The organism is Bacillus sp. 1021, from assembly GCF_014534735.1.
GTDB classification, from domain to species: domain Bacteria; phylum Bacillota; class Bacilli; order Bacillales; family Bacillaceae; genus Bacillus; species Bacillus siamensis.
Window position 1 is genome coordinate 400,164 of the sequence record NZ_JACVSR010000003.1, and the last position, 12,722, is coordinate 412,885.

The following is a 12,722-nucleotide window of genomic DNA, read 5'->3' on the forward strand; positions in this document are numbered from 1 at the left end:
TGGCTCCTTGGATGAAGGGGTTCTGTTACATCCTAACAAGATAGGTTTAACAGGTCATGAAGAAATTGTTAATCCTTTGTAAAGCTGATCACGCTGCCGGCGGCCGCTTCAGCGTCACAGTGAACACAGTTCCCTGTCCCGGCTCGCTTGTGACTTCGATTTTGCCTTCATGGGCTTCTATTAAGTGCTTTACGATGGCAAGACCGAGCCCGGTTCCTCCCGAGTTGCGGCTTCTGTCTTTATCCACGCGGTAAAATCTCTCAAATATCCGCGGAATCTCTTCCTTCTGAATACCGATTCCCGTATCGGACACTTTGATATCAACAGCGGTTTCTTTCACATTTACCGAAATCGCCACCGTCCCTTTTTCAGGCGTGTAGGTTAAAGCGTTGTTCGCCAGATTCAGGAATACCTGCTTCAGCCTGTGCACATCACCCATCACAAAAATCGGCTCCTCCGGAAGATCGAGCTGAAAACTGATGCCTTTTTCCTCAGCCTTATGCTGTAAAAGGGCTTCGATTTCATGGAGGATTTTTGCGGCGTCAAAGGATTCTACTCGCATCGTAAAGTTTTGCTGCTCCATTTTGGATAAATCCAATAAGTCCTGTACGAGGGATTGGAGCCGCTCACTTTCTTTCAGAATGATAGACAGAAAGTCTGAAAGCGCCTTTTCATCTTTCATCGCCCCGTCTAACAGCGTTTCCGTAAAGCCTTTAATCGAAGTGATCGGCGTTTTCAGTTCGTGGGAAACATTGGCGACGAAGTCCTTCCTCATCTGCTCCAATTTTTTAATTTCCGTTATATCGTGAAAAACGAGAACAATGCCCTTCCATTCATCATCAGGACCCATGATCGGAACGCCGTCAACTTCAAAGTAGCGCCGCTCAATGTTGATGGGAAGTCTCAGCAGCTGGCATTTTTTCGTCTCCGTCATAAAAATATCTTCGACGAGCCGAATGATTTCCTCATGCTCAAGCGCATCATGGTAAAGGCGGCGAAGCAGACGTTCAGGCTTTGTATGAAACTGCTTCGTGTACGATCGGTTCACGAGATTAATAAAACCTCTCCCGTCTATTAAAATCAAACCTGAACCGATATTTTCAATGACGGTTAACAGACGGTCGCGCTGCATATCCTGCGTTCTCGTCATTTCCATCAAATCGACCGCCAGACTGTTCATCGCACGCCCGAGGCGGTCAGACCGCCTTGCGTAACCGCTGTAGGAGCGGGCGTCATAATTGCCTTTGGACAGCTCCGTCGCCACCTTCGTCGCGGCGTCGATTGATTTTTTGTAACGGGACGTCATGTTTGTATAAAAGAAAACGATAATGATAAAAGCGGTACAAAGACTTGCTGCCAGCATGCCCCACATTTCTCCGGTAATACTTGAACCGCCGCTGATTTCCGAGGAAACGAGCACATATCCCGCCGTTCGGCCGGCGTCATTTTTTACGGCAGCGCCGCGGATCACTTTGTTACCCGCCTGTATGGCTGCCTCATTTTTATTGTGAGAAATGAACTCCTTTACGGCTGCATCATCAGCATGCCTGCCGGAATGATAAACGGCGTCACCCTTCTCATTGAGAACAGAGACGTTTATACCGAGGGTGCGGCTGGCGTCGCGGACCACCGTTTCATTGTTTTTATTGCCGATTCGGCCGGTGTCAAGAAGGCCCGCTATGTATACCGATTCCTTTTTCAGCTGATCCGCCGTTCTGTCTTTAGCGGCTGAAGAAATAAGCTGCTGTAAAAAAAGGCCGAGAACACTGAAAACCAATATGATACATACAACGAGTAAAGCGAACAGACGCACACGGACTTTATTCATTCATTTTTGGCTCCTCCAGTTTATACCCCAAACCTCTGATTGTTTTAATATAGATGGGTTTTTTGGTATTTGATTCGATTTTGTCGCGCAGATGGCTGATATGAACGTCAACAATCCGGGTGTCCCCGGCAAAATCATAGTTCCAGACTGCGCTCAGCAGAAGATCTCTCGTCAGCACTCTTCCCTTGTGTTTTCCCAAATACAGAAGCAGTTCAAATTCTTTAGGCGTCAATTCCAGCTGTTCTGACTTGAAGTACGCTTCGTAATGCTCCGGAAGAATTTTCAGCTCGCCGATAAGGATCTGCCCGTCCTTTTCCTCTTCTCTGCTTTGTGACAGCGAAGAAATGTCAGCCCTTCTTAAAATGGCTTTCACCCGCGCAGTCACTTCCCTCGGACTGAACGGCTTTGTCATGTAATCATCCGCTCCGAGCTCCAGTCCCAGCACCTTATCAAACTCTTCATCTTTTGCTGTCAGCATCAAGATCGGAACCATCATTTTCTGCTGTCTGAGCTGTTTACAGACGTCGATTCCGTCCACTTTCGGCAGCATGACATCCAGTACGATTAAATCCGGATTTTCCTTCTCTGCCTGCTCCAGAGCCTCTTCGCCGTCTGATGCGGTAATGACATCATAGCCGGACCGTTCCAGATTGTACTGTAAAAGAGTAACGATAGATTGTTCATCATCTACAACTAAAATTTTTTTGTTCATGCTGCGCCCTCCGCTGTCTATTTTCCCCGACATCCAATTTTCTCTATTTTATGTGTTGCATATCACTTTATGATTTCATTTTATCCAATACTGCCCGTTCAGACAATTCGCCTTTTTGATCATTTTCAGAGAAAGGATCGTTCAGGGAAAAAGAAAACGCTTTCATTAATTGTAAAAAGAGGAAGGCTTCTGATTCGGAAGCCTTCCCTTTTTTCTTATGACAATACTTTCATCACGTTTTTGACAGATTCAACTGATTTACTCAGCTGTGCTTTTTCATAGTCTGTCAGTTCAAGCTCAATGATTTGCTCTAGGCCGTTTCCTCCGATAATCGTCGGTACGCCTAAGTAAATGCCCTCATGACCGTATTCGCCTTCTAAATAAGCGATAGTCGGAAGCACGCGGCGCTGATCTTTCAAAATGGCTTCTACCATTTCTGTCAGTGATGCAGCAGGCGCATAGTAGGCGCTTCCGTTGCCGAGAAGGTTGACGATTTCCCCGCCGCCTTTTCTTGTGCGCTCTACAATCGCATCAAGACGGTCTTTCGGGATAAGTGTTTCGAGCGGAATGCCGCCCGCATAGGAATAACGGACGAGAGGAACCATGTCGTCACCGTGTCCGCCAAGAACAAAACCGGTTACGTCTTTTACTGACAGGTTTAATTCTTCAGCGACGAATGTTCTGAACCGCGCAGTGTCAAGCACTCCGGATTGTCCGATAACGCGTTCTTTCGGGAAGCCTGATTCTTTGTACACCGCATATGTCATCGCATCAACAGGGTTTGTTAACACGACGATAATGCAGTCAGGAGAATATTTCACGATCTCACGTGTGACGCTTCTCATGATTTTTTCGTTTGTAGATACGAGATCATCACGGCTCATGCCTGGTTTTCTCGCAATTCCGGCCGTGATGACGACGATATCAGAACCGGCTGTGTCCTCGTAGTTGGACGTGCCTGTGATTTTCGCGTCAAATCCTTGAACCGGACTTGCTTCGAGCATGTCAAGCGCTTTTCCTTTAGTCGGGTTTTCTAATTGAGGAATATCAACGAGCACAACATCCGCAAGCTCTTTTTGAGCTGTAAGGAAGGCTGTTGTCGCTCCCGTAAATCCTGCTCCGATAACAGAAACTTTACTGCGTGTTTTTCCCATGATTCTCTTCTCCTTTTTTGGCTTCATTAGAAGTCTGCTTTAGGTTCAGTCCATGTTTTTGATAAGCTCTTCACCGAACTCTGAACATTTCACTTCAGTTGCACCGTCCATTAATCTTGCAAAATCGTAAGTTACTACTTTTGAAGCAATCGTTTTTTCCATAGCTTTAATGACTAGGTCAGCCGCCTCATTCCAGTTCAGGTGTTCAAGAAGAAGCACTCCTGAAAGGATAACGGATGACGGGTTGACTTTGTCAAGGCCGGCATATTTAGGAGCCGTTCCGTGCGTCGCTTCAAAAATCGCATGCCCTGTTTCATAGTTGATGTTCGCTCCCGGTGCGATTCCGATTCCGCCTACCTGAGCGGCAAGCGCATCAGAGATATAGTCTCCGTTTAAGTTCATCGTCGCTACGACGTCGAATTCGCTCGGACGGGTTAAGATCTGCTGAAGGAAAATATCAGCGATGCTGTCTTTGACGATGATTTTTCCTGCTGCTTCCGCTTCGCTCTGCGCTTTATCAGCCGCTTCTTTTCCGTCTTTTTCGACGATGCGGTCATATTCGGCCCAAGTGAATACTTTATCTCCGTATTCTCTTTCGGCAAGCTCGTAGCCCCAGTTTTTAAATGCCCCTTCAGTGAACTTCATGATGTTTCCTTTGTGGACAAGCGTGACAGACTTACGGCCGTTTTCGATCGCATACTCAATGGCAGCTCTGACTAAGCGGCTTGTTCCTTCTTCAGAAACAGGCTTGATGCCGATTCCTGATGTTTCAGGGAAACGGATTTTGTTAACGCCCATTTCATTTTGCAGGAAGCTGATCAGTTTTTCAACTTCTTCAGAACCTTTCGCATACTCAATTCCGGCATAAATATCTTCCGTGTTTTCACGGAAAATGACCATATCCGTATCTTCAGGACGTTTGACCGGAGAAGGCACTCCAGTGAAATATCTGACAGGGCGCAGGCACGTAAACAAATCAAGTTCCTGTCTCAGCGCCACGTTCAGAGAACGGATACCGCCGCCGACCGGTGTCGTCAGAGGTCCTTTGATAGCGATGAAGTACTCTCTGATGTCTTCCAGCGTTTCGGCAGGAAGCCACTCACCTGTTTTATTATAAGCCTTTTCACCGGCATAAACTTCTTTCCACGTGATTTTTTTCTCGCCTTTATATGCTTTTTCAACAGCGGCTTCCAATACTTTAGAAGCGGCGTTCCAAATATCAGGGCCTGTGCCGTCACCTTCAATAAACGGGATAATCGGATTATTTGGTACGTTTAATACTCCATTAGAGACTGTAATTTTTTCACCTTGTGACACAATATTACCTCCCAGTATGTAATTCATATTTAGAAAACATTTTATTTTTCTTATAGAAAATAAAATGATTTTTCTCAAGATTCTATCAAAATTGTAAACCAACTTGGGCTTGATTAACAAGAGGCTAACGACATGAAAATCACCAGCCTCCCGTTTGATCAGGCTCTTTCGTCAATCGGAACAAAAGTCTGCTTATCCGGACCCGTGTATTCAGCGCGCGGGCGGATGAGGCGGTTGTTATCGTATTGCTCAAGAATATGCGCGATCCATCCGGACATTCTGCTGACCGCAAAGATCGGCGTGAACAGATCGTGGTCAATGCCGAGACTGTGGTACACAGATGCGGAATAGAAATCAACGTTAGGCGGAAGTTTTTTCTCCGACGTCACAATTTCTTCGACACGGATTGACATGTCGTACCATTTGCTTTCACCCGTCAGATTCGTCAGGCGTTTGCTCATTTCTTTTAAATGTTTGGCGCGCGGATCCCCATGCTTATACACGCGGTGTCCGAAGCCCATCACTTTTTCCTTTTTCTCCATTTTGCTGCGGATATAAGGCTCGGCATTTTCCACTTCGCCGATCTCTGTCAGCATTTTCATGACGGCTTCATTGGCTCCGCCGTGAAGCGGCCCTTTTAATGCGCCGATGGCTGCCGTGATGCCTGAGTAAATATCGGATAAGGTGGCGACACATACTCTCGCCGTAAATGTTGATGCATTCAGCTCATGATCCGCATGAAGAATGAGCGCTTTGTTAAACGCTTCCACTTCGATCGGAGAAGGATCTTCACCGTTTAAGGTGTAAAGGAAGTTCTCCGCAATACCGTACTCTTCCTTCGGTTCAACAGGATCAAGTCCTTTGCGGATTCTTGAGAAAGCGGCGACAATGCCCGGCACCTTCGCCTGCAGACGGATGGCTTTTCTGTAGTTCGCTTCCGGATTCATGACATCGGCTTCACTGTCAGTCAGACCGAGTAATGAAATTGCCGTCCGGAGCGCAGCCATTGGATGTACGTTATTGAGGGGATAGGATTTGAAGTGCTCAATGATTTCTTGTGGAACGGCAGCTTCTTTCGCAAGCTGTTTTTTCAGTTCAGCAAGCTCTGTTTTATTCGGCAGGCGCAGATGCCACAGCAAATAAATGATTTCTTCAAAACTTGCATTCTCTGTCAAGTCGTCAATATCGTACCCTACATATGTAAGGGTATCGTCGATAATAGAGCTTACAGATGATGTTGTTGCTACAACCCCTTCAAGACCGCGTGTTGCTGTCATATTCAACCTCTCCTTTTCAATCAAAATTCCCCTTTAAAGAGTACATAAAACATACGGCTTACTTAAAATGAATCATGTAAACACTCCCTTTCCCCTTTAAGAAAATGCTTACATTTCATTGATTGCGGTTACATAACCGATATGCTTATAGAGGAACATAACAAATTCTTATAAGCTTATTTAAGTTTAAGCCTATTCTTATTATAAACAATAATCTGATTAATTTGTAGACTTTTAACTAAAAATGTTTTAAAAGCCCTATATATCAAGGTTTTGCGTTGATAAATTTAATCGCTTGCTTTCAGGCGCTTTGTAAAATCATGTATTCTCATGTTTTCATTTGGGGGAGCTTTGGGAGTTTAAAAGGACAACGCACCACTACCCGGGTTATTCACAAATGAACGCCAGAAAGAGCGCAAAAAAAAAAGCCCTGTCCGTGGCTTTTTTTATGTGCCTACTGGCCGCTCTGCTAATTTTAGAGTACCCACCGGGCGCTCTGTTATCTTAACATCCGATGATGCATGATTAATTTTGACTACAGCTAAACCACTTAATGTAACAAAGATTAGGGTTGCACAAAGAATCATTTTTTTCAATTATAATCCCTTCAGGTGCCTCATTTTCTCCTCAGCTAAAATAGCATGCTTAGAAAATCCAAGCGCCTCTTTATAGAGTCCATGCTTCTCACAGTGTTCTGAAATAACCAAAGAAAGGATCAAAGACGCTATCAAGGTCATTTACTTCATATAAGTAAAAAATACCACCTCGACAAGTTTCAATGCTTTTCCTCTGATCCTGCTGCAGAAGTCCGTAAATAATATTTATTTTAGCCTCATAAAGAGGATATCCTATGTAGAGTATCCTGTTTTATCAATTTTGCCTTGTGGAGTTGTGATGCTTTAAATGCAGGAATGTAACTGCTGAATTTCTGTCCCTTGAACCAGAACCCAGAAGGAAGGGGTCTACTCTGAAAGTCAATGTATCGGTTCCTGAAATCTTGCCTTTTGTACCCGGAAGCTTTGAATGAGGGATAATTATGAACTTCACTATATACCTGCCTTCTTTTTCTTCGGATAATTTAACGCCTCCTTTAATGGTAACAGAGAGTGTGTCATCCTTATAGAATTCACGGGCACTGTCTAATATATTTTTACAGAAAAGCTCATGCATAAAAACACCAAATAGCTCCTGAGAAACTTTTGGGTTCTGGCCATGTTCTTGTTTAGCATCAGCCACTGTGATAGAGCTTAACGAAAAACATAAGATCACCAATACAATTATTTTTTTCATAGTAATCATCTCCCTTCACTTTAACATTTGCATTCCTTTATTTTTTATTACATCTTGAATATCTAATAACTTCGAAAAATCTTCTCCCTTCATAAAAGAGAGAGCTTATTATTACTTCAGCTAAGACAAGATTTTCGCTTTTGTACTCAGCCCGTAAATATCCTCATCAAACCGTTCATCAATTGAAACTGACTCATTTACTGATGTAAGTGAAGTTAAATAAATTGCAGAAAAACCCTCCTCATCTCGAGAAGGGCTCGATTTCTACTTCTTTTTTCTAAATCAGTCCGAAGAAAAAACTGATGCCGCTCAACTTTTCAATCGAAGGGCTTCATCGGGTTCTCCAACTATTTGCCCCTATGCTTTTCTTTTACTTTTTGTTTTCTGATTAAATATTTTTGTTCCTTTATTTTTTCTCTTTGTTTTCTGTTCAGTTGTTTTTTCTTTTCTTTTCTTGCTTCAAGCTCCTGTTTTATCGCTTTTTGCGCCTTAGTTGATATCCCGATATTTTTCATCTCTTTAGAAGCTTGCCGTTGTAATCTTTTTGGGTTTAACTTCTTAGATTTTGCTTTAACACAAACCCCTTCTTGTTCAGTGCGGGAGAGAGTCTGTAAAAGTTGATTATTAACAAAATGCATGATTTCTGAATCCTTGGGCTCTTGTCCAAACAAATGACGAATTGCTCTTAATTTCCCATCATTCACAACTTCAATTACTCCTACCCAAAACTGACCATCGTAGTAAACCGTTAATTTCATAACGATTCCCTCCTCCTAAAGTTACTGAAGAATGATGGACATCCCGAGGAGGGGAAGGTTACTGACATTTTAAATAATGCATCCGGACTACCAACCGAATTGTGTTTTTTCATTCTCACTATAAATTTAACAAACTTTCAAATTGAAGGAAAGGGTCTCCGCTTATTTTAACAACACTTCAAGTTTTGATTTGGTTCAAGTGCATAAATTCCATCAGCTTTTAATCCATTCATCAATTGGAACCGCCTTACTGCATCTTCAGTCTTCGTGCCATATGCGCCGTCGATTCCGAGGTTCTTTGTTACATGGTAAGCCACTTCATTCCTCGGAATAATGCAAATGGCATTTGTCTGAACTACAAAATGCGCTGCAAACTCTTATTTTCACCCGCAAAAAAAGCAGCTTTAAGCCGCTTTTTTACTTTACGAAGTGAATATTTTTACGATCTGCATGGCCAGATAGGCAATTCCGGCGCCGATTAACGGACCGACGGCAACGCCGCCGAAAAGCGCGACGGCAAGTATCGTGCCGATCACCAGCGCCGTTGTAATATGAGGATCGTTTTCCAATAAGGTGAGACCGTTTTTGGCGATTAAGGCTACGGCGATTCCGGCGCCGAGAGCGATCCACGCATAATATGATTTCATCGCTTCTCCGAGCTGTTTAAAACCGATATCACCTGTGGCAATCGGCACTAAAACGGCGATTGTAATGACGGTGACCCCCCAGTTGATTCCTTTTGACTGAATCACCGGGAACAATTTCTGGTCAAGACCGACAGCTTTTATCACAATAAGAAAGCCGACGGCAAAAAGCAATGACTGGTTTTTGGCTATCAATGCGATGGCCAGCAATAATAGTAAAAATAAATTCGCCTGTGTAAACATCCTGAAAGCACCATCCTTCATCATAACTGTATTCATATCCTTTTTTTTGACGAATAAACTAATGTAATAGGACGTGCCGACCGAGAGGAGGATCGATGTGAATCCGCACTATGCAACTGTTTTTTTCCGCGCGCTGTTTGTACTAGCTGCGGCCGGCGGCGCTTTAGCGGCCGGTTACGCCTCATTTTCGTTAACTTATCCGTTTCTGATCGCCCTTATTCTGTCGTCGGCGATCATTCCCGTGGTTGACTGGCTGGACAAACTGACGGGGCTGCCCCGATCAGTCAATACAGTCATTGTCCTGGCCTTCTTTTTGCTGATTCTTCTTGGCGCGGCGACTTTTCTCGTTGCGGAAATCATCTCGGGAACCGCCTATCTGGCCAAAACGCTCCCTCCCCATATCAGCGCCTTTATAACGTATTGCGAGGAGTTCTTCACTTCCCGCATTCAGCCATTGTACCACGAGCTGACTGTCTTATTTAACGGGCTGGAAACCAATCAGCAGGCATCCATCGTGACGCATATCCAGACCCTCGGTGATACAGCCGCTAAAAATGCGGGGCTGATGCTTTCACATCTTTTAGAGCTGGTGCCGAAATGGATTGCCTTCCTTCCCAATACGGCTGCTGTCTTCGTATTCGCAATGCTGGCGACTTTTTTTATGACTAAGGACTGGCACAAGCTGAAAGCGATGCTTTATTCCATTCTTCCGGAACGCGTTTCGGCAAACGCCAAGGCTGTGTCGGGAGAACTGAAAAAAGCGATGGCCGGTTTCATTAAGGCGCAGGCCGTGCTCATCCTTTTTACGATGATCATTGTCTTTATCGGACTGTTTCTTTTAGGAATTGAGCATGCGGCGACCATTGCCTTTTTTATCGGCCTGGTGGATCTTCTCCCGTATCTCGGCGCCGGATCGGTATTTGTTCCTTGGATTATGTATTTGGCCATTGCCGGTCAGCTTCCCCAAGCGATCGGTCTCGGTATTTTATATATTGTGGTTCTCATTCAGCGCCAGCTGACGGAGCCGAAGATTTTAAGCAAGTCAATCGGGCTTGATCCGCTTGCGACCTTAATCGCCCTGTTTGCCGGCTTTAAGCTGTTCGGAATTTTAGGACTGGCTGCGGGGCCTGCGCTGCTCGTTTTCATTCAGGCCTTTATCACAACGGGCGCTTTAAAAGAAATATGGGCCTATATTACTGTTCAGTCCAAATAAAAACGGCAGCCCTGCAAAAAGGCTGCCGTTTTTATTTGATAATGATCCGCTTGTTTTTTGACATTCCTCTCAGCCATTTGAACAAAAGCGGCTTCATGCGGTTCCGAGTGAACGGAATCAGAAGACAGGCCCCTGCAATATCGGACAAAAAACCCGGAAGCATCAAAAGCAGGCCTCCGATAAAGACGCATATTCCGTCAAGAAGCGCGTCCCCCGGCATGCTGCCGTGCTGCAGGTCGCGCATCACCCGATGATATACATCAATTCCCTGTCTTTTTGCCACCAAGGCGCCCAGCACGCCTGTCAAAATGATGAGAAGGACGGTCGGAAAAACGCCGAGCCATTTTCCCGCCAGCAGAAACAAGCCGATTTCAATTGCCGGACACACGATAAACAGTAAGAATAAAACTCTCATTTTTCTGCCCTCCTGTCCTTCTAAAAGCGCGTCACCGTCCGCATGGGAATAGGAAAATCAACCTAAAGACAAAAGAGAAGGGAGAACCCCCCCTCTCTTTTTTAAAGCTGTTTAAAGAACGCTTGCGCGGCCTTCATACACAGCGCCGCGGGCAGCGTCAACTGTGATAACCTGTCCGTCTGTTAAAACTGAAGTTGCGTTCTCCAGACCAACGATAACCGGAATGCCCAAGCTTAAACCGACTACTGCGGCATGGCTTGTCAGACCGCCTTCTTCCGTGATGAGTGCTGATGCTTTTTCAAGCGAAGCGATCATGTCACGGTCAGTGCTTGAAGCAACCAATACTGCGCCGTCTGTCATTTTTTGTTCAGCTTCCTTCGCATTTTTTGCAACAACAACCGGACCGAATGCTGATTTGCGTCCGATGCCTTGTCCTTTTGCGATTACGCTGCCGACAGTGTGGACTTTCATCAGATTCGTCGTGCCTGATTCACCGACAGAACCGGCTGTAATGACAATCAGATCACCGTGTTTCACGAGTCCGCTGTCAAGTGATTTTTGAACTGCATCTTCAAGCATTTCATCTGTAGAATTCGCGTTTTGGCCGCTTGCCGGGAAGACACCGAATACAAGGCCGAGTTTGCGTGATACAGACTCATTCACTGTAACGGCTACAATCGGAGCCTGCGGACGGTATTTCGCGATCATACGCGCCGTATGGCCGCTTTCTGTAGGCGTAACGATAGCTGCCGCGTTCAGATTGATCGCCGTGTGTGCAACGGATTGGCCGATTGCATCGGTAATTGTCATGCCGACCTGATCTCTGCGTTTAGACAGAATTTCTTTGTAGTTCAGAGATTCTTCCGTGCGTGTGGCGATGTTAAACATTGTTTGAACCGCCTCAACAGGATATTGTCCCGCAGCCGTTTCACCGGAAAGCATGATCGCATCTGTGCCGTCGAAAATAGCGTTGGCAACGTCACTTGCTTCAGCGCGTGTCGGACGTGGGTTGCGCTGCATGCTGTCGAGCATTTGAGTCGCGGTAATAACCGGTTTGCCGAGCGCGTTGCATTTTTTGATCATTTCTTTTTGCACGAGCGGCACTTCTTCAGCCGGAATCTCTACGCCGAGGTCTCCGCGCGCTACCATTAAGCCGTCAGATACTTCCAGGATCGCATCCAGATTGTCTACGCCTTCCTGGTTCTCAATTTTAGGGATGATTTGAATGTCAGACGCGTTATGCTCTTCAAGCAATTCGCGGATTTCCAGAACATCCGTAGAGCGGCGTACAAATGACGCAGCGATGAAATCAACGCCTTGCTCGATACCGAAGACGATGTCTTTAGCGTCTTTTTCAGTAATTCCCGGAAGGTTGACGCTGACGCCGGGAACGTTTACGCCTTTTTTATTTTTCAGCGTGCCGCTGTTTAAGATTTTTGTTTTGATTTCTTGTTTTTCCGGATTTGATTCAATCACTTCCAATCCGATTAAACCGTCATCCAGCAGGATGATAGACCCTGCTGACACGTCGTCTGCCAGGCCTTCATAAGAAACTGAGAATTTTTCAAGCGTTCCCAGCACCTGTTTTGTAGAAACGATAATTTCATTTCCCGCCTGAAGCTCAAGCGCGCCGTTTTCCATATCGTGCGTGCGGATTTCCGGGCCTTTCGTATCGAGGAGAATCCCCACGTTTTTGCCGAGCTTTTTGCTTGCTTCTCTGATGTTTTTGATTCTTGCGCCGTGCTCTTCGAAATCACCGTGTGAAAAATTCAGACGGGCAACGTTCATACCCGCTTCCATCAATTTTGTCAGCATTTCTACACTTTCACTGGCCGGACCGATTGTACAAACGATTTTTGTTTTTTTCAACT

Annotated in this window: 12 protein-coding genes and 1 pseudogene; 1 reads left to right on the forward strand and 12 read right to left on the reverse strand. The window is 45.3% G+C overall.

What is annotated here, in order from left to right; all coding sequences use genetic code 11:
- Positions 1–88: 88 nt before the first annotated feature.
- From pnpS to ICW23_RS13750, 10 genes and pseudogenes are all read right to left on the reverse strand, one after another.
- Positions 89–1,828 (reverse strand): two-component system histidine kinase PnpS, encoded by a 1,740-nt coding sequence (gene pnpS / locus ICW23_RS13705; protein WP_188154631.1) that lies wholly within the window; start codon positions 1,826–1,828, stop codon positions 89–91.
- Entirely contained in the window at positions 1,821–2,540 is a 720-nt protein-coding gene (locus ICW23_RS13710; RefSeq protein ID WP_016938608.1) for a response regulator transcription factor, read from the reverse strand. The genes pnpS and ICW23_RS13710 overlap by 8 nt, the downstream gene beginning before the upstream one ends.
- 215 nt (positions 2,541–2,755) lie before the next feature.
- Positions 2,756–3,694: a malate dehydrogenase gene (mdh, locus tag ICW23_RS13715; RefSeq protein WP_003152455.1), complete on the reverse strand. Its 939-nt coding sequence runs from the start codon at positions 3,692–3,694 to the stop codon at positions 2,756–2,758.
- Between the two features lie 45 nt (positions 3,695–3,739).
- Positions 3,740–5,011, reverse strand: a complete 1,272-nt coding sequence (gene icd, locus ICW23_RS13720) for an NADP-dependent isocitrate dehydrogenase (protein ID WP_016938607.1) — start codon at positions 5,009–5,011, stop codon at positions 3,740–3,742.
- 158 nt (positions 5,012–5,169) lie between these two features.
- Positions 5,170–6,288, reverse strand: coding sequence for a citrate synthase (citZ, locus tag ICW23_RS13725; RefSeq protein ID WP_016938606.1), 1,119 nt, complete (start codon positions 6,286–6,288; stop codon positions 5,170–5,172).
- Between the two features lie 446 nt (positions 6,289–6,734).
- A complete protein-coding gene (locus tag ICW23_RS13730; protein ID WP_223152392.1) occupies positions 6,735–6,875 on the reverse strand; it encodes a PhrK family phosphatase-inhibitory pheromone in 141 nt (46 codons plus the stop codon).
- A gap of 283 nt (positions 6,876–7,158) precedes the next feature.
- On the reverse strand, positions 7,159–7,578 hold the full coding sequence (locus tag ICW23_RS13735; protein WP_188154632.1) for a hypothetical protein: 420 nt from the start codon (positions 7,576–7,578) through the stop codon (positions 7,159–7,161).
- Positions 7,579–7,925: 347 nt separating this feature from the next.
- Positions 7,926–8,336, reverse strand: a complete 411-nt coding sequence (locus tag ICW23_RS13740; RefSeq protein ID WP_188154633.1) for a YjdF family protein — start codon at positions 8,334–8,336, stop codon at positions 7,926–7,928.
- A gap of 162 nt (positions 8,337–8,498) precedes the next feature.
- Positions 8,499–8,635: pseudogene (locus tag ICW23_RS13745) on the reverse strand (peptidoglycan-binding domain-containing protein); the annotation flags it as partial.
- Between the two features lie 123 nt (positions 8,636–8,758).
- Positions 8,759–9,223: a DUF441 domain-containing protein gene (locus ICW23_RS13750; protein WP_007408072.1), complete on the reverse strand. Its 465-nt coding sequence runs from the start codon at positions 9,221–9,223 to the stop codon at positions 8,759–8,761.
- Positions 9,224–9,320: 97 nt separating this feature from the next.
- On the opposite strand from ICW23_RS13750, the gene ytvI reads away from it, so the two are divergent.
- A complete protein-coding gene (gene ytvI / locus ICW23_RS13755; RefSeq protein WP_016938604.1) occupies positions 9,321–10,436 on the forward strand; it encodes a sporulation integral membrane protein YtvI in 1,116 nt (371 codons plus the stop codon).
- Positions 10,437–10,467: 31 nt separating this feature from the next.
- Here ytvI and ICW23_RS13760 read toward each other — a convergent pair whose 3' ends face one another.
- Together ICW23_RS13760 and pyk are read right to left on the reverse strand one after the other, a co-directional pair.
- The gene (locus tag ICW23_RS13760) at positions 10,468–10,851 is read right to left on the reverse strand and encodes an FxsA family protein (RefSeq protein WP_016938603.1); all 384 of its coding nucleotides are present in this window, start codon (positions 10,849–10,851) and stop codon (positions 10,468–10,470) included.
- A 111-nt stretch (positions 10,852–10,962) separates the two neighbouring features.
- Positions 10,963–12,720 carry a pyruvate kinase gene (pyk, locus tag ICW23_RS13765; RefSeq protein ID WP_016938602.1) on the reverse strand — a complete coding sequence of 586 codons (1,758 nt, stop codon included), beginning with the start codon at positions 12,718–12,720 and terminating at the stop codon, positions 10,963–10,965.
- Between the last annotated feature and the right edge of the window lie 2 nt (positions 12,721–12,722).

Coding starts and splice junctions, on each gene's coding strand:
- ICW23_RS13750 (WP_007408072.1), bottom strand. CDS start 9,223: ATGTTTACACAGGCGAATTTATTTTTACTATTATTGCTGGCCATCGCA.
- mdh (WP_003152455.1), bottom strand. CDS start 3,694: ATGGGAAAAACACGCAGTAAAGTTTCTGTTATCGGAGCAGGATTTACG.
- ICW23_RS13760 (WP_016938603.1), bottom strand. CDS start 10,851: ATGAGAGTTTTATTCTTACTGTTTATCGTGTGTCCGGCAATTGAAATC.
- ICW23_RS13740 (WP_188154633.1), bottom strand. CDS start 8,336: ATGAAATTAACGGTTTACTACGATGGTCAGTTTTGGGTAGGAGTAATT.
- ICW23_RS13710 (WP_016938608.1), bottom strand. CDS start 2,540: ATGAACAAAAAAATTTTAGTTGTAGATGATGAACAATCTATCGTTACT.
- ICW23_RS13735 (WP_188154632.1), bottom strand. CDS start 7,578: ATGAAAAAAATAATTGTATTGGTGATCTTATGTTTTTCGTTAAGCTCT.
- citZ (WP_016938606.1), bottom strand. CDS start 6,288: ATGACAGCAACACGCGGTCTTGAAGGGGTTGTAGCAACAACATCATCT.
- pnpS (WP_188154631.1), bottom strand. CDS start 1,828: ATGAATAAAGTCCGTGTGCGTCTGTTCGCTTTACTCGTTGTATGTATC.
- ICW23_RS13730 (WP_223152392.1), bottom strand. CDS start 6,875: ATGATTCTTTGTGCAACCCTAATCTTTGTTACATTAAGTGGTTTAGCT.